Origin of the sequence: Thalassospira sp. MBR-102 (genome assembly GCF_040549275.1) — a bacterium.
Lineage (GTDB): Bacteria > Pseudomonadota > Alphaproteobacteria > Rhodospirillales > Thalassospiraceae > Thalassospira > Thalassospira xiamenensis.
Window position 1 is genome coordinate 149,219 of record NZ_JBEPTC010000003.1, and the last position, 18,915, is coordinate 168,133.

Here is an 18,915-nt window from a genome sequence, read left to right on the forward strand (position 1 = left end):
GCTTGATTTGGCAGGACAGTTAATTCTTGTAGGGATCGGCCGCATCGCGCAGGCCATCGCCAAGGAAGTTAAACGCCAGAACAACGATCACCACCGGTACCACCGGCAACATCAGCCATGGATAGACAGCAACGGCGTTGATGTTCTGGGCCTCGTTTAACAGCACGCCCCAACTGGTGACAGGTGCTCTGAGGCCAAGACCAAGGAAACTGAGTGCGGTTTCGCCAAGGATCATGTTCGGGATTGAGAGGGTTACCGACGCGATCAGGTGACTGGCAAAGTTTGGCAGCAGATGACGGGCAATGATGCGTTTTGGCTTGGCCCCCATCAGACGGGCGGCAAGGGCATAGTCTTCTTCACGCAGTGCCAGAAGTTTCGAACGTACCGCGCGGGCAAGCCCCGTCCAGTCGATCAGGCCCAGAATGATCGTGATCCCGAAATAGATCAAAACCGGGCTCCAGGTCACCGGCAATGCTGCTGAAAGTGCCATCCATAACGGAATTTCCGGCATCGAGCGGATGACTTCGATCAGGCGCTGCGCGCTTGCATCGACCCAGCCGCCGTAATATCCCGCCGCCCCGCCGATCAGGATGCCCAGAATGAAGCTTACGGCAATACCGACCAGACCGATGGTCAGCGACACACGTGCGCCGTAAATCATGCGCGACAACATATCGCGGCCCAGACGATCCGTACCCAACAAGAACAGGGTTCCGTCCTCGGCCGGGCACATGACATGAAAATCGGCCTCGAACAGGCCCCAGAATTCATAGGGATCGCCGGAACAGAAGAAGCGGATTTTTTCAACGCGGCTGTCGCTTGGCGTATAGATCGGTTTCAGCGTTTCCATGTCAATCGAGAAATCGGTGCCATAGGTAAACGGCCCGACAAATTTCCCGTCGTGAAACAGGTGGATCGCTTGCGGTTGATGATGGATGTATTCGGAATTCCGGGTTTCCTGTGCATAGGGTGCCAGGATTTCGACAATGAAAACGGATGCATACATGATCGCCAGAATGATCAGCGAAACATACGCCAGCCGATGGCGTTTAAGCCGCCACCAGATCAGCTTCCACTGCGATGCGAGATAGTATTTTTCCTGCGCGGGTGTCAGTTCCTCACGATCCCAGGGATCGAAGGGCGCGGTATCAACGAAATGCTCGTTACGTTTATCGTCGCTGCGGCTCATTGCGATACCCCTCCTTGCAGACGAATTCGGGGATCAAGCCATGCAAGAAGCAGATCGGACACAAACATGCCGATCACCGTCAGCAATGCCAGAAACATCAGGAACGACCCGGCCAGATACATGTCCTGACTTTGCAGGGCGGCAAGCAACATCGGCCCGGTTGTTGGCAGCGACATCACAACAGATACCAAAACAGAACCCGATACGACCTGAGGCAGGATATTGCCGATATCGGCGATAAACGGATTCAAAGCCATGCGCAGCGGGTATTTGAACAAAACGCGCGTTGGCGACAAGCCCTTGGCATGGGCCGTGACAACATATTGTTTGCCAAGTTCATCAAGAAGATTGGCACGCAGGCGCCGGATCATCGACGCGGTCCCTGATGTCCCGATCACCAGCACCGGCGCCCAAAGATGTTCGGCAACCGACATGATCTTGGCAAAAGACCAACCCTGATTGATGAATTCCGGGTCCATCAGGCCTCCGATGGAAGTCCCAAACACAACATTGGCGTAATAAAGCAGGATCAACGCAAACAGAAAGTTCGGCATGGCAAGGCCAAGGAAACCGAGCAAGGTAAATCCGTAGTCGCCCCAGCTATATTGGCGGGTTGCAGAATAAATCCCGATTGGGAAGCTGACGACATAGATGAACAGAACCGTGCTGAAATTCAGAACGACCGACAACCACAGACGATCCCCAACCACCTCGGTAACCGGCAGGTTATATTCAAACGAGAAACCAAGATCGCCGTGTAACAGCCCCCACGCCCAATCGAAATATTGCTGCCAGAGCGGTTGATCGAGACCGTATTGCTGTTTGAGGAAAGCAATTTTGGCAGGATCGACCGCCTCGCCCTGCGCCTGCAATTCATTCAGATAGGTGGACAGGAAGTCGCCCGGCGGCAATTGAATGATAATAAACACCAGCACGCTGATGAAAAACAGCGTGGGCATCATGACAAAAAGCCGTCTTGCCAAGAAAGTCAGCATCGGCGGTTAAGCTCCCCCTGTCGCATCGGCTCCGGTTTCCCTGTCCGGAATGATGCGTTCGTTTTCAGATCATTGCGATCAACGGTCCCACCAGAATGTATCGGGACGGTAAATGCCAAAGAATGCACCTGGTTCCCAGCTATGTATGCCCTTTTCCGGCACGTTGCGCAGATCGTTGCGAACCACGACCGGCTGCGGCACATTACCGATCAGACCGATCGAGAACATGTTTTCCGCGTTGATATCGAGAATACGCTGCCATGCGTCCTTTCGGGCCGCGTCATTGCCATTGGCCCATTTACCATAAAGGTCCATGAGTTCCTTGGCCGCGGGCATATCCGGTGCTTCGCCCGCCTCGCCATTGGTCTGGAAATACTGTCCCCATTTCGGCCATTGCAGGCTGTCCTGCTGGATCGGAACGAATTCCGCCGGAACTGTACCCGGCGTTGCAAGGCCGCTATCGACACCATTAAAGATCGACATGATGGTTTCGCCGCTATAGGCCCGATTGCGCAGAACTTCGCGCTGCAATCCCTTGACGAACAGCTTTACACCGATCTGTTTCCAGCTATCCCCGATCAGTTCAAGCATGTCGTCATGTTCGGGGTTTTCGCCCATGGTTTCGACAATGATTTCAAGCGGTCGACCATCGGGCATCAAACGAATGCCATCGCCATTGCGCTTGGTCAGGCCCATTTCATCAAGCAGCGCATTGGCCTTCTTGACATCGAACTCAATATAGCTGTCGCGGTATTCCTGTTTGAAAAGCGGGCTTTTGGGCAGGACCGTATTGTTGGTCGGTGCCGCCAGACCAAAGAACATCACCCGGTTGATCTCGGTTCGGTTGATGGCAAGCGACAATGCCCGGCGGAATTTCACATCGCGCAATAATTTCCGCCAGACCGGATCAGAACAGGTCAGGTTCGGATAAAGTGCCGCATAGGCACCGTAACCGACATCCCAAAGGTTCACCTTGAAGTTTTGCTGCGGCTCGGACTGTTTAAGGAAGGTGTAATCCTGCAAGGACAGAATCCGGCTTTGCAGATCAACCTCGCCCGCGCCGACCTTGGCCGGAACCAGTTTGGCATTCGAGATATTGAAGATCATCCGATCAATATAAGGCAGCTGATTACCATCCGGATCAACGCGATGATAGTACGGGTTACGTTCAAAGATGAATCGATCAGACGGTTCTTCGGTTCGGATCAGCCATGGTTCCAGCGATGGACGTTCGACATTTTCAAGCCGGTAAGGACGGTCCTTATCTGTATGAAGCACCGCCCAGCTGCGTAAGCCCCGTTCTTTGACAATCGCATCCAGCTCGGCCGCATCGCGATATTTTGCGTGAAACTGTTTCAGATAATGTGCAGGCCGATAAATGAAGGGCGGCCGGGTTGCAGCCAGTTCCGTTACGAAAAACGGGTTGGGTTTGGACCAACTGTAACGAACGGTATATTCGTCGAGAGTCTCGAATGTTGCCGGTTCATCGCCAACAAACAGGAACCGCGGCGGACCGACCGGAAACAGTTCATCGTTATTGACGACGTCTTCCCAAAAATAGCGGAAATCCTCGGCGGTAAAGGGTTCACCATCGGACCATTTATGGCCTTTGCGAAGATGCAGGGTGAATACATTACCGGTATCGTTGACATCAAGGCTTTCGAGAATATCGGGTTGCAGGTTCAGGTTCTCGTCATATCCGATCAACCGGGCATAGCCATAAACCACCGCCATGCGAATATCGCGCGAACGGCCCATGATGGTCACCAGATCACCGCCATATTTGCCGATTTCCTTATTCTCGGCAGTGAAGTCGATGACGTTGGGATGTTCAGGCAGACGTGCCGCCATCGGGGGCAATTCCCCCTTTGATATGGCATCCTCGAAATACGGAATTTCAGCCTTTGCCGGGCCGACCGCCGATATCATCCCCGCAAACATCGCCGCCGAGAACCCCACACATACGAACGCCATGCGCGATTTGTTAAACCAACCCGCAGAGAACGCAGGAACGATAGTCGGCTTCATATGGCCATCTCCTGATAATCGGCACGTGCGGCACGGACAAAGTGATCCTCGGCAAACTGGACCATGCGCGGATCAGATTGGGCATCAATGGTAAAGGGCGCAGGCCAGCGGCGCGGATCAGAAGCCTTGCCGTCGACAATCTTGGTAAAATCCAGAAGATGGTCGAGATCGGCAAACGGCACGGCGTTAAGCAATGCCTGGGTATAGGGATGGACCGGATTTCTGAACAATTGTTCGCGTGGTGCGGATTCAACAATACGCCCCGCACACATCACAGCAATCCGGTCCGCGATATAGTCAACCACCGCCAGATTGTGCGAAATAAACAGGTATGTCAGTTTAAGTTCACGCTGCAAATCTTTGAGAAGGTTTAAAATTTGCGCCTGAACCGATACATCAAGTGCCGATGTCGGTTCATCAAAAATCAGAAGGTCGGGTTTAAGCGTCAGCGCGCGCGCAATGCCGATACGCTGGCGCTGGCCGCCCGAAAAGCTGTGCGGATACCGGTTCAGGAACCGGGGATCAAGCCCGACCAGTTCCATCAGTTCCAGCACCATTTTCTTACGGTAGGATGCATCACCGATACCATGAATAATCAACGGTTCGGTAATTATGTCCTGAACGGTCATCCGTGGATTAAGGGACCCGAACGGGTCCTGAAAAACGAACTGGATACGTTTGCGATACGGGTTGAGCTGATCTTCGTTCAAACCGGTCAATTCGGTCATCTGACCACTTTCCCCCCGGAACAGGATCGATCCGCTATCGGGTGCCATCGCCCGCATGATCAGTTTGGAAAGCGTGGTTTTGCCACATCCACTTTCGCCAACCAGACCGACACATTCGCCGCGATTAACCGTCAGAGACACATCCGCCACAGCGGCAATTTCTTGTTCCTCGGTCTTTAGCCAGTTGCCTTTGCGCACCGCAAAACTTTTGTAAAGGTGGCGCACAGCCAGAACCGGCTCGCTTGCCATTGCCGGATGCAATGCTAGCGACGGCGGAACATCCCCGCCTTGCTCAGATGTGTCTTTGTCGCCGCAGAAAGTCAGCAGACTATCGACCTTCGGCTTGATTTCACGCAGGGGACGCAAACGTTCGTCAGGTCCCATATCGAAATGCGGAACCGCAGCCAGCAACGACTGTGTATAGAGGTGACCGGGATTGACGAACACATCATGGGTCAGACCGCTTTCGACAACACGGCCATCATAAACCACGACCATGCGGTCCGCCATGTTGGCCACCACCCCAAGATCATGGGTGATCAGCAGTACGGACATTTGCAATTCGGCCTGCATATCCTTGATCAAACGAAGTGTCTGGGCCTGTATCGTCACATCAAGTGCCGTTGTCGGTTCGTCCGCAACCAGCAGTGCCGGCCGGCAAACCATTGCCATGGCAATCATCGCACGTTGGCGCAAACCACCTGAAAGCTCGAACGGATATGTCTTTAAGGATCTTTTGGGATTGGGAAAACCGACAAGTCCCAGCATGTCACTGGCAAGCTCTTTGGCCTCGCTGGAGCCGACCTTGCGATGGAGGCGCACGGCCTCGCAAATCTGATCACCGATGGTATGAAGAGGTGACAGGGAGCTCATCGGCTCCTGAAAAATCATGGAAATACGGCCACCGCGAATGGAACGCATTTCAGCACCCGAGCGATCCAGCATCGCAATATCAACGCGGGTTCCCGGCTTTTTCGGATCGGCAAAAACAATTGATCCGTTGGTGATCTGTGCCGATTTGGGCAACAACCCCATGATCGCCTGTGAAATGGTGGTTTTGCCAGAACCGGATTCTCCGACAAGGGCGACGGTTTCCTGCGCACCAATGCGAAAACTGACATTTTCGACCGCCTTGACCCGCATATGCGGCAAAACGAATTCGACTTTCAAATCGCGGATACGCAGAATATCGGTCATCTTCCCTCGCCAATGCCGCCTGCCCGACTTGATGCGGCTGCCTGGACCATTGTTTCGGCCTCGTCCATACGCATCAGATTGGTTCTTGTTATATCGTCGACCAGTAACTGGTTATCTTTGGCCCAATCCCGCGCAATTTCAAGCAGATCATCAAAACCGTCCAATGTTGATTCTGTGACGATTTTCGCATCCCCGGCCTGGAGGGTCAGTTCAAACCAGCCTTTCCTGCCATCGCGACGGGTAGAGAAATAACGCAAACGGAATTTGGAAAGTTCCGACCACGCAAATGCGGTTCCGCCGCGCAAGTTGCTGATCCGGATACCATATTCCGAAACATAAATCTTTGACTGAAACCGCATTAATGTGCGGGCAAAATAAAGAATGAACAAAAGCGCCAGCCCGGCTGCCGTCCACTGAATAATCGGCAGCATTTCGGGAATCAGGGCAATGACACCGCAAATCAGCAATCCGGCAACCGATTTCGCCATATCAGGTGCCATAAGCCGCGGCGGATATCCCATGATCTGAACATCACGATCACGCACACCGGCAGGCTTGACCGGATCGACTGTTTCGACACCGCCGGTTTCTTCGATAGGGCTTATTGCCATGGGAAAACTCCGGGAATTCGCAACCATTTGAGCGCTGCGTGCTCAAACGAAAACAGGTTTTCAAGAAATCGTGTTGTGGTGTCGTCATGAACCAGATGATGCGTCAGAAGCCCTGTGGGCTCGGCGGCGTCAACCAGCCCGGTTCGGCGGGCCGACAAATGCGCAATCATCGCCGTAATGCATTGGTCTTCGCCGGCAAAGCCACGGGTACCGCGCCAGTCAATAACATCAACATGGGTATTGACCATCAGAAGGCCGGAAACGGGATATGCATCCGGTCTCGCATTAAACGTGCTGATGCCGCGCAGGCCAAGCGATGGCAAAGCCCGCATGACGTCATCGGCAATGCGGTTCCATGGTGGCACCATAACCGGCAGGAAACGATTGCCAAACTGGGATGACAGGATATCAAAGCCGCGGCGGATATCGGCAACGACCGCACCAATATCGCGAACATCGTCAAGTTCCTGCTTTTTTCGGCCAGCAGGCATATGATTGGTATGGGACCAGCCATGCTGGAAAACACGGGTATCAAGTGTTTCTGCCAGACGCAGCACCAGATCATGTTCAAGATCAGCCGGAATCACCGCAAGGGCCAAGGGAACGCGATAATCCTGTTCGAAGGCAAGCAACGTTTCAAGTGCCGATGTAACGGCAACTGCGTCATCGTCGCGCCACCACATCGTGGCAATCCATTCTTCGGACTGCCACAAATCCAGCTCTGCGCGAAGTTGATCCCAGCTACTCATGCCTTCCCTCTTATTCTTTCTGCGAGTTTAGCCGCAGTTATCCCTGCCCCGTCCAGAGATATATCTAATTTAACAGGATTTTTCGCCCGATCTATTTGATTTGCCAAGGATTGCGGACTTAAATCATCGGGATCAAGCAACGACAGCACTTTCTTTCCCGCTAAAATAGCAGCGCGCTCACTTTGTTCGCTTTCACCACCATCGGCGAATGGAACCATTACCGACGCGGTCCCCGTCGCCAGAACATCCATCAAGGTATTATAGCCTGCCTGCGAGACGGAAACACAGGCATGTGCCATCCGTGCGCGGAAATCAGGCAAAAAGCGATGCAACGTGACCCCGGTCGGCAGGTTTTGCGCAAGGCGATGGAATGTGTTGGTCGGGAAATGCGGCCCTGAGACAATATCCCATGGCTGATCGGCAAACCGGCTTGAAAGCGGACGCGCAGTGATTGCAGCTTCAATCAGCGCAGCCCCGACCGCACCACCACCAGCAGAAACAAGAACACCTTGTCGTTCGCCGCCGACGAACTCAGCTTTGGGCGCAACATAACCAGTATATTCGATCATATCAGCAATATCGCTTGCAAACGGGAAGCTACGCTCGAAACCAAAAAGCATCGGATCACCGTGAACCAGCACGTGGTCAAAATGACTGCGTGCAATATCGCGCATCCAGACTTCTTTTAACGGGTCTGCTTTGCGAACCAGAAGGTCACGAACGGAACAGATACGGGGAATCCCCGCCTGCCCAGCCCGTTCCAGCAGCGGCAGTAATTCGAACCGGAAGGCCCGGCGGCCAAACGGGAACATTTCGATCATCAAAAGCTTGGGTGCCACGGATTTGAACGCATCAAGCAATGCCTGTTTTCGCGCCTGTTTCCATGCCTCATCAACCGGATTGCCTGCCTCGTCGACCAATCCGGAAAAACCGCTATCTGCGGTTCGGCAAGGTGGCAGCTGGATCACATTATCGCTTCCGAAATCCAGTGCGGCATCGGGGATACCACCGGTGATAACGGTTGTCTTGATGCCGAGCTTTTTCAGTTCCGCATTGATCAGGGCGATGCGACGCACATGTCCAATACCAAGCAAATGCTGAACATACACAAGGATGTCAGTCATGAGGTTGTTCCGCCCCGTTCAAGCAGACGGCAATTAAGATCAACGACGCCAAGCCCGTCATCCGAAGACCATGAAAAGACATGAATGCTTTTCCAATCAAGCCTGTCAGGGATTTTTCCCATCATGTCCCAGCCACTTGCCGCAGCATAGACCGCACGAATAACACCCTTGTGGGTTACGACGCCAAAATCACCGTCACGATGCCCGGCCAAGGCGGCCTCGACCCGGGAAAGAACTTCACGCGGGCTTTCGCCGCCTTCCGGGCGGAAGTCCCAACCACGGTCTTCATTTTCCTGCATTCGGGGGCCGAGTTGGCGGCGCAAGTCGGAAAGTTTTTTACCTTCCCAATCGCCCCAGTTCATTTCAATCCAATGTTCGTCAGGTGCAACACCCTCAATCGAAAGGCTAACGGCTGTTTGAATTGTCCGGATCAGCGGACTGACACGCCAAGGAACTTTGCGCCATTTTTCCGGTAATTGCAGGCGGCCATACTCATCAATGGTTTCGGGAAGCAACGATATATCGCTTTGGCCCTGGATACGTTTTTCCGTGTTCCACGCGGTAATCCCATGTCGCAACAGGGCAAAATGAAAGTTTCTCATCCCTGTTTCCGTTTCATGTGACTTTCCATCACGCCACTCAGGACAGTATCAAGCTTTTGGGCGGCGGCGGTGACGGTATGCATCTGTTCGGCTTTCTGCGCGGCCGACTGCCCGATATCGTGCAATATGCTGTACCGATCCGATGCCAAGCATTCGGCAAGTTTGTCGGCAAAGGCATCAACATCCCCAACCGGCACCAGCCATCCGGTTTTGCCATCCGCTACAATGCCCGAAACACCGCCACAGTCGCCTGCCAGAACAGGTAATGCTGCCGCCTGTGCTTCAAGTATTGCCATACCATAGGCCTCGTTGATCGCCGGCCATACAAACATGTCAGATCGCGCCAAAAGAATGCGCATATGATCGGCATCGCAAAGACCGGCGAAATCAAGTTGATCGTATTTGATTGCGTGGCGTTCAAAGGCTGTCTCGACATCCGCGCGTGCGGGACCATCGCCGATCACCGTCAGATGCCAGTTCGTCACATTCCGCGCATTGAGCCTGCCGAGTGCGTTTGCCAGCAATTCGTAAGATTTCAGCTTGTCGCCCGGTCGCATCATGGCGGTTGTTACCAACTGAACCGATTTATCCAGATCAATTTGGCCACGATCAGCAGCATGCCAGTTTTCGGTATGGGTAAAGGGTGGCAGATAATGCAGCCGATCCTGACCGCATATTGGCGCAAGACATTCCATATCCGCATGATTAAGTGAAAACACCGCACTGGCACATCGCAAGGCATGTTCAACGGCTGTGTGGCTTTGCGCCCAGGCACCGGTTGCGCGTTTGGGGGCAAAGGATGCCTCGGCCACGACATAGGGAATGCCAAGGACATTCGCGATCACCGGGCCAATCCAGTCCGGGGCCTTGTAGTATAGATGATAGGTAAACCAGATATCGGGGCGCTTGCGTTTGCCATTCTGATACTGCCGCAACAGCCGCGCGGTCAGCTTTGACGCCAGTTCGGCAATTTGCGCCTGACGCAGGATATTGCCATCGCCAACCCTGCTGCGCAGACGAGATGCGATATCAACTTTATGTCCGGCTTGCGAAAGCGCGTCACACAGAAGGCGCGCCATCAGGCGATCACCTGATGGTGTCGGATGATCAATCGGCTTTAACGGTGCATAAAAGGCGATCTGCACGTTTGCCGTCCCCCTACTCCGCCGCCGGTTGTTCTAATGTGCTTGTATCGAAAGCCCGATCAGCGCCAAATCGACGCGCCAGTTCTTTCATCCCGGTATAGAACGAGAATTCGCGTCGGACGATTTCATTGCCTTTGCGCCCCATCTGGTCGCGCAAAGTCGGATTACTTATCAGTTCCGCCATTGCCAGGGACAGTAACTTTGGATCACGTTCGGGAACAAGTTTGCCATTCAGGCCATCCGTGATCAGTTCCGGTATTGCTGAAATTGCGGTCGAAACCGCTGCAAGCCCGCAAAGCTGGGCTTCCATCAGAACATTGGGCAATCCGTCACGATCACCATCCTTTTCCACCCGGCTTGCCAGCACGAACAGATCAGCAGACTGACAGGCTGCAATCACTTCCTTCTGGTCACGCGGCCCTTGCCAGTCGCAATTATTGGCAATTCCAAGGTCCGCTGCGAGCGATTTATATTTATCGCCATTGCCGCCACCAATATGAACAAACCGCCAATGCAGATCTTTTGGCAAGTCGGCAAGTGCTCGTAAAAGGTCATCATAACCCTTTTTGCCAACCAGCCGACCAACCGACAGGATTGTCACCCGGTTATTGTCATCACGCCCGTCACGGGGGGACCGATCGGGCAGTTCTTCGGGGAACCGTGAAAAATCCAATCCATGATAAAGCAAATTCACTTTGGCCGGATCATCGGCAAGCTTTTGCAGATGATCGACATTTGCCTTCGTGCAGGTCACCAGCCAATCCATATCAGCCAGCTTTTCGCGCATGTCCCAATCTTCGCTGGTGTAGATATCCTTGGCATGCGCCGAACAACACCATGGAAGACCGCGAACTATCGCGGCATATCGCGCAACCGATGCCGGGGTGTGCAGGAAATGCGCATAGATGCGTGTGATATCGTTCGGCAGCTCCGCCGCCATGACCAGCGCCTGGGCAAAACGACGCGCACGGTTAGGTGTACGATCCCGGCGATAGTCCTGCCACCAGATGTTTCTGGCCCGACGATATCCCGGCATTTTGCGCGCCTTTAACCAGCCGCGAAACACGCGCATCGGTTCCTGATAAACATATTCTGGCAGGTAATCGATTTCAGCCATGATCCGTTCGTGGATCGGATGGCGTTTTTTATCGGTCGGATGACGCAGGGATACAATGCGATAAGGAATACCTGCCTGCTGAATACCAAGTATTTCCTGGGCAATAAAGGTTTCCGACAATCGTGGATAACCTTTCACCACGATTGCAAGCTTGTCGCATGTCATCTGTTGTTATCCCGGAAAATCTTACTCGGCAGCAAGCTGCGGCGGCAGCCAGCGTTCAACCTGATCGCCAACACTATCAAGGCCGCCCATCAGGTTTGGCACGGTCACATGCGACGGCTTTGGCTGATCAATCAGACTGCGAAGGGCCTCGGCCATTTGCATCGGCGGACGACCACCGTCCTCGGTCAGCATCTTGACCAGACCAAGCTTTTCGGCCGCCGATGCGCGGACATATTGTTCAAGCCGCGGAACGGTTCGCGGCACAATGATTGCCGGTTTGTCAAAAGACAGAATTTCGCAGAAGGTATTGTATCCGCCCATCGCAATCACGCCAGCGGACCGATCCATCAACATTTCAACATTGGCATCAAAGGTGATGACCGAGAGCTTATCGATCTTTTCGGCGCGTTCCATGAACGCCTGCTGATCATTTGGTGCCATGAACGGGCCCAGCACAACAAGCGACGGAACCGGAATGTCAGGGTCGGCTTCATAGGCACTGATCACCCAATCGACCAGATTAACCCCATCACCACCGCCACCGGTGGTGACAAGGTAATAGGGTTCCTCAAGACCAAGCGCGCCATGTTCCGGGGTTGGTTTGCGGGTGGCTGTACGCGGCAGATAGCCGGTATAGGTCATTTTTTCTTCGACACCCGGAGGCAAATCGATACCTTCAAGCGGATTGCAGATGTCCTTGAGGCCATAGACCCAGATTTCATCGTAAAGATCGGCAAGGGCCGGAACGCATTTTTTGCGGTCCCATTCTTCGCGCAGATTAACCGGGTCATCCATCACATCGCGCAAGCCCATGACAAGGCGCGTGCGGCGATGGCGAAGCATTTGAAGTGTCGATTCAACTTCCCCGCGCAAACCAAGCGGCTCCTTGTCGACGATGAACAGATCAGGGTTAAACACGTCAGCGGTATGCTGAATGATGGATTCACGCATCGCCAGGGTCTGATCGACATCAATATTCAGGTTAAGTGACGTGTATTCACCATTCGAGAGCTTGATCACGCCCGGAATGCGCACAAAGTCGACTCGTGAACGAAATTCGAAACTGCCAATGATCGGCGATCCAGAAAGGATCAGCACAGATACATCGTCCCGACGCGAAACAAGCGCATGCGCAATGGTTCGGCAGCGGCGCAGATGGCCCAAGCCGAATGTATCGTGGCTATAGATCAGAACACGATAGCCGGTATTCCCCACGATCGACATATATCCGCCCGCTCTCGTAGTGTCCTTCGATACCTTCTCAACCCGATATAGGGTGACACGATATCGCCCGTTGGCAAGTATTTCCGTATTTTACGGTATTTAAAACCTGCCATCGGGCTATTGCTCTCACGCCGATGCGATATCTTGCAAGACTTTTTCGAGCAGGGCCTCGCGTTTTTCGTTGCTGTCGAGTGCACGAAGCTTTTCCGAAAGCTCTGTAACACTATGGGCATAGAGGTTATGCCAGTCGTCCCGGGACATTTCGCCAGCCGGCAGGCGCGGTTTGAATTCGGCCTGTTTTGCCTGCCCGCGTTTGAGCATAACGGTGTCATCAAGCATCGGAAGAGCGATTTTGCTTTCTTCGATACCGGCATTAATCATCGCCTGCTGCAAACCGGCACGTGCGCCATCTTCACCATGGGTCAGGAAAATACGCCGCGATACCGGCATACGTTCTTTTGTCCAGCGCAGAAGCATGTCCTGATCGGCATGACCGGAATAGATATCAAGCGTTCTGATCCGGGCACGGACATCAATCTCGTCACCGTGAATGCGGACGTGTTTTGCCCCGCCCTGCAACACACGACCAAGCGAGCCGGCAGCCTGGAAACCAACCATCAACACCGTAGATTCAGGACGCCACAGATTGTTTTTCAGATGATACCGAATACGCCCGGCATCGCACATGCCGCTTGCCGATAAAATGATCGCCCCGCTTTTAACCCGTGCCAGTTGCATGCTGGCTTCGGCATCGGGCACCATATGGAAATTGGGATGCGCCAAGCCACGAGCATCGTCATGAGACAGATGTTTGGCAAAAACCTCGGTCGCGCGCTGAGCCAGCGGGCTATCGACGAAAACATCCGCCTTGGGCAGCTTTCCACGGTTAAACAGGGTTGCCAGATCAACCAGCAATTCCTGCGTTCGGGCAACCGCAAAACTTGGTATGACAAGGTTACCGCCAGCCTGAATGGCAGCGCGAACTTCCACGGCAAGCATTTCACGACGTTCGGCGTCGCTGACTTCAGGACGGTTACGATCACCATAGGTCGATTCAACAAACAGATAATCGATGTTTTTCGGGCCTTCGGGGGCATCGTTAAACACCGCCTCTCCCGTGCCGATATCACCTGAAAACAGCAACCGCAAGGTGCGCGGTTCGCCGTCCGGTGCCTCGTCATCCACTTCGACCTCGATCGAGGCCGATCCCAAAAGATGCCCTGCATCCCAGTAGCGTGCCCGCAAACCCGGTAAAACTTCGCGCCATTCATGATAGTCGACAGGCTGCAAACGTTTGAGGGTCTTTTCCGCGTCTTCGCGGGTATAGATCGGGGTGACTTCCGGGCGGCCACGCCGGACATTGCGGCGATTAAGACGTTCGACCTCGGTTTCCTGAATATAGCCGGAATCAGGCAGCATGTAGGTCAGAAGATCGCAGGTGGGTTCGGTCGCGTAGATCGGCCCGTTAAAACCGGCCTTCACCAGTTTGGGAAGCAACCCGGAATGATCAATATGCGCATGGGTCAGAAGCACGCTACGAATATCCGCAGCCTTGAACGGAAAAGCTCCATAGTTCAGTTCGCGAACCGTCTTGCTGCCCTGAAACATGCCGCAATCGACAATGATATCACCACCGTCGGTACGCAGCAGATAACACGAACCGGTAACGCCACCCGCAGCCCCGCAAAAAGTAACTGATACAGTCATCTGCTTTCCACCCTTAATCCGTTGTTTTGTTATACATCTGCGAAAAAAGGCAGCAAATCCATGATCTGGATCAGTTTTTAAAACGCCTGCAAACCACCGAAGGGCAAATAAAGCACGCGATCACCCTTTTTAACCTGTCCGCAATCCTCGGCGATTTCAATCAGGCCTTCTGCCCACACCATCGAGGATAACATACCGGAACTTGCCGAATGATAAGGTATGGCAACCCATTGACCATCATCATCCTGCACAAGACGGGCACGCAACCATTCACGGCGCCCGGTACCACGACTGAAATCAAATCCGGCAGTTGCGGGCAATCGCACGGGGACACAAACCTGATCAGCAGCCCCCATCATATGCAAAAGCAATGGCACGGCATAAAGCAGGCCTGACACCATCACCGAAACAGGATTGCCAGGCAAACCAATAACCACACAATCCCCAATACGGCCTCGCATCAAGGGCTTTCCGGGTTTGATTGCCAGTTTCCACGCCTGAATTTCGCCAAGGCTATCCACGACGGGTTTAAGCAGATCGGCCTTGCCAACCGAAACCCCACCCGACGTCATGATGACATCATGGGTTTGAGCCGCATCCTTCAAGGCCGTTTTCAGAACGTCGAAATCATCAGCCAGAAGACCGAGATCGGTTACCCTGCACCCGCAAGCGCGCAGCATACCGATCATGGCAAACCGGTTGGAATCGTAGACGCCACCGGCTGGAAGTGGATCGCCCGGCCTTGCCAGTTCATCCCCGGTCGAGAAAACGGCAACTGATAATGGTCTGGAAACCGGCAGGGACTGATACCCCTGCCCGGCCGCGACTGCGATATCCTGTGGGCGCAGACGTTTACCGGCTGGCAGGACAACCATACCGGTTGCAACATCTTCACCGCGCTGACGAATATGTTGATGCAGACGGGTTTTGGCGATCACGTCCTGCGGGATTGTCAAAAGCGTTTCATCGGCATTGGCCGTGATATTTTCCTGAATGATGATGCAATCCGCACCATCAGGAATAGAGGCCCCGGTCGCAATGCGGATTGCCTGCCCGCGCGGGATTTCTCCGGCAAAAGGATGACCTGCCAGTGATACGCCGCCCACAATGATTTGTGCATCCGACGCCCCGACAAATTCCTGCAAATCGGCATGACAAAATGCATATCCGTCCATCGCCGAATTATCAGCAGACGGAACATCGACCCTGGCAACGATATCCTTGCGCAGGATTGCGCCATAACAATCAGAAAGTGGTGCCTCAATCACCGGGGCGCGAACAGCCACGTCGTTAAACGCAATACGCAGTGCATCTTCCAACCGGGTCAGGCCCGGTTGATGGCAAAGGTCGGTCTTGGCAGGATTTTTTTGCGACGTGGTCATCGGCAGCCTGTCGAATTTATCGGGATCATATAGCAGCGATAGTGGTCCGCCGGAACAGGAACGTCAATGGCGCGAAGATGCACTGCCATGCCCGGGGCGGGACCGAGAAATTGCACGACTGAGCATAACCACCGGCACGACGCCGACAATGACGATGGTCAAGGCACCGAGTGCGGCTTGCTCGATCATTTCGTCCTTGGCAAACTGATAGACATGCGTTGCCAGCGTTTCAAAATTGAACGGCCGCAGGATCAGTGTCGCCGGAAGTTCTTTCATCGCATCAACAAAGACCAGAACCGCGGCGGCAAGAATACCGCCACGCACCATCGGGAAATGAATACGTTTCAACGTGCCCCACGGGCTTTCCCCCAATGTCCGGGCGGCGTCATCCATACTTGGCCGGACCTTGCCAAGGGCGGCCTCGATCGAACCATAAGAAACAGCCATAAACCGCACGGCATAGGCAAACACGATGGCAAAGACCGTACCGCTTAGAAGCAGACCGGTTGAAATCCCGAATGTTTCACGCATCACGGCGTCAACCGCATTATCAAACCTTGCGAATGGAATCAGAACCCCGATTGCAAGAACTGCCCCCGGCACGGCATAGCCAACAGACGCCATGCGGATACAGAACCGCAAAAGCGGCTGCGGGAAAAGCCGCAGGGCATATCCCAGAAACACAGCACATCCGACCGCAACAAAGGTTGCAAGACCAGCAACCAGAAGGCTGTTGCCCGCATATTCAAAGAAGTCCGATGTCCAGCTTTGGTCAAAATAGCCAACGGAATAATAGATCAGCACCAGCGACGGGATCACGAAACCCAGCACAATCGGCAGAACACAAACCGCAAGTGCAAAGAACTTGGCGACCGGGCCAAGCTCGTAGCCCGGTAATTCCTGAAAACGATTGGTTGTGTCGTGGAAGCGCTGGCGACGACGCGAATAGCGTTCGGCTACGATCAGGACAATCACAACCGCAAGCATGGTCAGCGCAATCTGCGCCGCCCCACCGGCATTTCCCATACCAAGCCAGACATTGAAAATACCGGCGGTCAGGGTATGAACCGCAAAGAAATCGATGGTGCCGAAATCATTCAGCGTTTCCATCAACGCAATGACCACCCCAACCACGATGGCAGGCCGCGCCAATGGCAAGGCCACCGTCACAAACGAATTCCACGCCGAACGCCCAAGAACGCGCGCAGCTTCAAGGACACAGACCGATTGCGCCAAAAAGGCAGCCCGGGCCAGCATGTAAACATAAGGATACAGCGTCAGGCTGAGCACCAGAATTGCCCCGCCCTTGGTCCGGATATCGGGGAACCAGTAATCGCGCGCCGATTGCCAGCCAAAAATTTCGCGCAACAGACGCTGAAACGGCCCGGCATATTCCAGCAGATCGGTATAAACATAAGCAACGATGTAGGCCGGAACCGCCATCGGCAGCAGCATTGCCCACTCAAAGAACCGTTTGCCCGGCAGGCGGCACATCGTTACGACCCATGCCGCCGACACACCGATCAATGTTACACCAACACCGACGCCCAGCATCAGAATGCCTGTGTTTTTAAGGTATCGGGGCAACATGGTTGATGCCAGATGCGGCCATATATTTTCGGTAGGGAACAGTGCCAGATAGACAACCGCAATCAACGGCGTCGCCACAAGAAGCGCTATAATGAACGCCCCGGCCAACCAAAGACCTGATTGGCCGCGCGGCAACCATCGCATCGAGGTTCCAAGTGACCGTTCGCGCAACGGATCAAGCGTTTCGGTCACGGCCGACGGTCGGATATCGCGATCATCTTTGGTCTGACAGGAATTGTTCACGCGAAGAATGCCCTATTCGTTAAAGCCGACTTCGTCGATCAGACGAATGGCGGTGCCACGATTGTTGGCAACTTCGTTAAGCGGCAGCGTGTCGGATTTGAAAGTTCCCCAAGAACGGACCATTTCCGACCATGCCACCCCCGGCTTGACCGGGTATTCAAAATTGACGTCCGCATACATATGCTGTGCTTCGTCCCCCGAGAGGAATTCGACCAGCTTGATCGCATTTTCCTTGTTGGGTGCATTCTTGATCAGCGCAACACCCGAAATATTCACATGCGTACCGCGGTCACCCTGATTGGGGAAAACAATCCGGACATCCTTGGCGGCATCGGCTTTGTTCGGATCATCAAGCATCTTGCCATAATAATAGGAATTGCCGATTGCCAGATCACAAACACCCTGCGATACGGCCTCGATCTGGTCGATATCGGCCCCTTGCGGTTTGCGCGCAAGATTGTCTTTCAGTCCCTGAAGCCAGGTTTTTGTGTATTCCTCGCCATGATGGGCAATCATCGAGGCCACCAATGCGATATTGTAAACATGCATTCCAGAACGGACACAAATGCGCCCCTTCCATTCCGGATCGGCAAGTTCTTCGTATGTCGAAATGGCGTCGGGCTTCACACGATCAAGCGACGTATAAAGAACACGTGCACGAGTGGTCAGACCAACCCACAGATGGTCCTGATCACGGAATTGTTCGGGGATATTGGCATCGATCACATCGCTTTGAAGCGGTGTTGCGATATCGGCATCAACAGCATCCTGGATGCGCCCGATATCAACCGTCAGCAAAAGATCGGCCGGACTGTTGCGGCCTTCATGTTTGATACGTTCGACCAGACCGCTTTGCGAAAACAGCGTATTGACCCGGATGCCGGTTTCCTGAGTGAATTGTTTGAACATCGGTTCAATCAGGAAAGGCTGGCGAAGCGAATATACATTCACCTCCTCGGCAGCATTCGCTTGAAATGCCGTCAATCCGACCACCGCGCCCATAATGCCAAAGACCTTGTTGCGCAGTGAAGTCATCTTGAATCTCCTGAAATGGTCGCAAAGCGATGGGGCAAGTAAGAATGATTTGTACTCGCTGTCGGGGAAATTAAAGGGCTGCTA

The 18,915-nt window shown here is 53.8% G+C and carries 15 protein-coding genes; all 15 read right to left on the reverse strand.

What is annotated here, in order from left to right:
- Positions 1–19: 19 nt before the first annotated feature.
- The 15 genes from ABIE64_RS07250 to ABIE64_RS07320 all read right to left on the reverse strand — a co-directional run bounded on the left by ABIE64_RS07250 (position 20) and on the right by ABIE64_RS07320 (position 18,831).
- Complete coding sequence (locus tag ABIE64_RS07250) at positions 20–1,189, reverse strand: ABC transporter permease (RefSeq protein ID WP_007089930.1); 1,170 nt, start codon at positions 1,187–1,189, stop codon at positions 20–22.
- Positions 1,186–2,184, reverse strand: coding sequence for an ABC transporter permease (locus ABIE64_RS07255; RefSeq protein WP_007089931.1), 999 nt, complete (start codon positions 2,182–2,184; stop codon positions 1,186–1,188). The genes ABIE64_RS07250 and ABIE64_RS07255 overlap by 4 nt, the downstream gene beginning before the upstream one ends.
- Positions 2,185–2,262: 78 nt before the next feature.
- Entirely contained in the window at positions 2,263–4,212 is a 1,950-nt protein-coding gene (locus tag ABIE64_RS07260; RefSeq protein WP_354377002.1) for an ABC transporter substrate-binding protein, read from the reverse strand.
- Positions 4,209–6,137 carry an ABC transporter ATP-binding protein gene (locus ABIE64_RS07265; RefSeq protein ID WP_071240191.1) on the reverse strand — a complete coding sequence of 643 codons (1,929 nt, stop codon included), beginning with the start codon at positions 6,135–6,137 and terminating at the stop codon, positions 4,209–4,211. The genes ABIE64_RS07260 and ABIE64_RS07265 overlap by 4 nt, the downstream gene beginning before the upstream one ends.
- Positions 6,134–6,748, reverse strand: a complete 615-nt coding sequence (locus tag ABIE64_RS07270) for a hypothetical protein (RefSeq protein WP_007089934.1) — start codon at positions 6,746–6,748, stop codon at positions 6,134–6,136. The genes ABIE64_RS07265 and ABIE64_RS07270 overlap by 4 nt, the downstream gene beginning before the upstream one ends.
- Positions 6,739–7,497, reverse strand: a complete 759-nt coding sequence (locus tag ABIE64_RS07275; protein WP_354377003.1) for a polysaccharide deacetylase family protein — start codon at positions 7,495–7,497, stop codon at positions 6,739–6,741. Before ABIE64_RS07275 ends, ABIE64_RS07270 begins: the two co-directional genes overlap by 10 nt.
- The gene (locus tag ABIE64_RS07280; RefSeq protein ID WP_354377004.1) at positions 7,494–8,621 is read right to left on the reverse strand and encodes a glycosyltransferase family protein; all 1,128 of its coding nucleotides are present in this window, start codon (positions 8,619–8,621) and stop codon (positions 7,494–7,496) included. The genes ABIE64_RS07275 and ABIE64_RS07280 overlap by 4 nt, the downstream gene beginning before the upstream one ends.
- A complete protein-coding gene (locus ABIE64_RS07285; protein ID WP_354377005.1) occupies positions 8,618–9,223 on the reverse strand; it encodes a histidine phosphatase family protein in 606 nt (201 codons plus the stop codon). The genes ABIE64_RS07280 and ABIE64_RS07285 overlap by 4 nt, the downstream gene beginning before the upstream one ends.
- Positions 9,220–10,368: a glycosyltransferase family 4 protein gene (locus ABIE64_RS07290; RefSeq protein ID WP_354377006.1), complete on the reverse strand. Its 1,149-nt coding sequence runs from the start codon at positions 10,366–10,368 to the stop codon at positions 9,220–9,222. Before ABIE64_RS07290 ends, ABIE64_RS07285 begins: the two co-directional genes overlap by 4 nt.
- A 13-nt stretch (positions 10,369–10,381) precedes the next feature.
- Entirely contained in the window at positions 10,382–11,650 is a 1,269-nt protein-coding gene (locus ABIE64_RS07295) for a glycosyltransferase family 4 protein (RefSeq protein ID WP_354377007.1), read from the reverse strand.
- Positions 11,651–11,671: 21 nt separating this feature from the next.
- Positions 11,672–12,874 carry a glycosyltransferase family protein gene (locus tag ABIE64_RS07300; RefSeq protein WP_007089940.1) on the reverse strand — a complete coding sequence of 401 codons (1,203 nt, stop codon included), beginning with the start codon at positions 12,872–12,874 and terminating at the stop codon, positions 11,672–11,674.
- A 126-nt stretch (positions 12,875–13,000) separates the two neighbouring features.
- The gene (locus ABIE64_RS07305) at positions 13,001–14,581 is read right to left on the reverse strand and encodes an MBL fold metallo-hydrolase (protein ID WP_354377008.1); all 1,581 of its coding nucleotides are present in this window, start codon (positions 14,579–14,581) and stop codon (positions 13,001–13,003) included.
- 77 nt (positions 14,582–14,658) lie between these two features.
- Entirely contained in the window at positions 14,659–15,963 is a 1,305-nt protein-coding gene (locus ABIE64_RS07310; RefSeq protein WP_354377009.1) for a molybdopterin molybdotransferase MoeA, read from the reverse strand.
- A gap of 63 nt (positions 15,964–16,026) precedes the next feature.
- On the reverse strand, positions 16,027–17,796 hold the full coding sequence (locus ABIE64_RS07315; protein WP_007089943.1) for an ABC transporter permease: 1,770 nt from the start codon (positions 17,794–17,796) through the stop codon (positions 16,027–16,029).
- Positions 17,797–17,808: 12 nt separating this feature from the next.
- Positions 17,809–18,831 carry a Fe(3+) ABC transporter substrate-binding protein gene (locus tag ABIE64_RS07320; protein WP_354377010.1) on the reverse strand — a complete coding sequence of 341 codons (1,023 nt, stop codon included), beginning with the start codon at positions 18,829–18,831 and terminating at the stop codon, positions 17,809–17,811.
- Between the last annotated feature and the right edge of the window lie 84 nt (positions 18,832–18,915).

What these genes read in the sequence shown, in the direction of transcription:
- ABIE64_RS07250 (WP_007089930.1), bottom strand. Translation starts at nt 1,189, where the DNA reads ATGAGCCGCAGCGACGATAAACGTAACGAGCATTTCGTTGATACCGCG.
- ABIE64_RS07255 (WP_007089931.1), bottom strand. Translation starts at nt 2,184, where the DNA reads ATGCTGACTTTCTTGGCAAGACGGCTTTTTGTCATGATGCCCACGCTG.
- ABIE64_RS07260 (WP_354377002.1), bottom strand. Translation starts at nt 4,212, where the DNA reads ATGAAGCCGACTATCGTTCCTGCGTTCTCTGCGGGTTGGTTTAACAAA.
- ABIE64_RS07265 (WP_071240191.1), bottom strand. Translation starts at nt 6,137, where the DNA reads ATGACCGATATTCTGCGTATCCGCGATTTGAAAGTCGAATTCGTTTTG.
- ABIE64_RS07270 (WP_007089934.1), bottom strand. Translation starts at nt 6,748, where the DNA reads ATGGCAATAAGCCCTATCGAAGAAACCGGCGGTGTCGAAACAGTCGAT.
- ABIE64_RS07275 (WP_354377003.1), bottom strand. Translation starts at nt 7,497, where the DNA reads ATGAGTAGCTGGGATCAACTTCGCGCAGAGCTGGATTTGTGGCAGTCC.
- ABIE64_RS07280 (WP_354377004.1), bottom strand. Translation starts at nt 8,621, where the DNA reads ATGACTGACATCCTTGTGTATGTTCAGCATTTGCTTGGTATTGGACAT.
- ABIE64_RS07285 (WP_354377005.1), bottom strand. Translation starts at nt 9,223, where the DNA reads ATGAGAAACTTTCATTTTGCCCTGTTGCGACATGGGATTACCGCGTGG.
- ABIE64_RS07295 (WP_354377007.1), bottom strand. Translation starts at nt 11,650, where the DNA reads ATGACATGCGACAAGCTTGCAATCGTGGTGAAAGGTTATCCACGATTG.
- ABIE64_RS07300 (WP_007089940.1), bottom strand. Translation starts at nt 12,874, where the DNA reads ATGTCGATCGTGGGGAATACCGGCTATCGTGTTCTGATCTATAGCCAC.
- ABIE64_RS07305 (WP_354377008.1), bottom strand. Translation starts at nt 14,581, where the DNA reads ATGACTGTATCAGTTACTTTTTGCGGGGCTGCGGGTGGCGTTACCGGT.
- ABIE64_RS07310 (WP_354377009.1), bottom strand. Translation starts at nt 15,963, where the DNA reads ATGACCACGTCGCAAAAAAATCCTGCCAAGACCGACCTTTGCCATCAA.
- ABIE64_RS07320 (WP_354377010.1), bottom strand. Translation starts at nt 18,831, where the DNA reads ATGACTTCACTGCGCAACAAGGTCTTTGGCATTATGGGCGCGGTGGTC.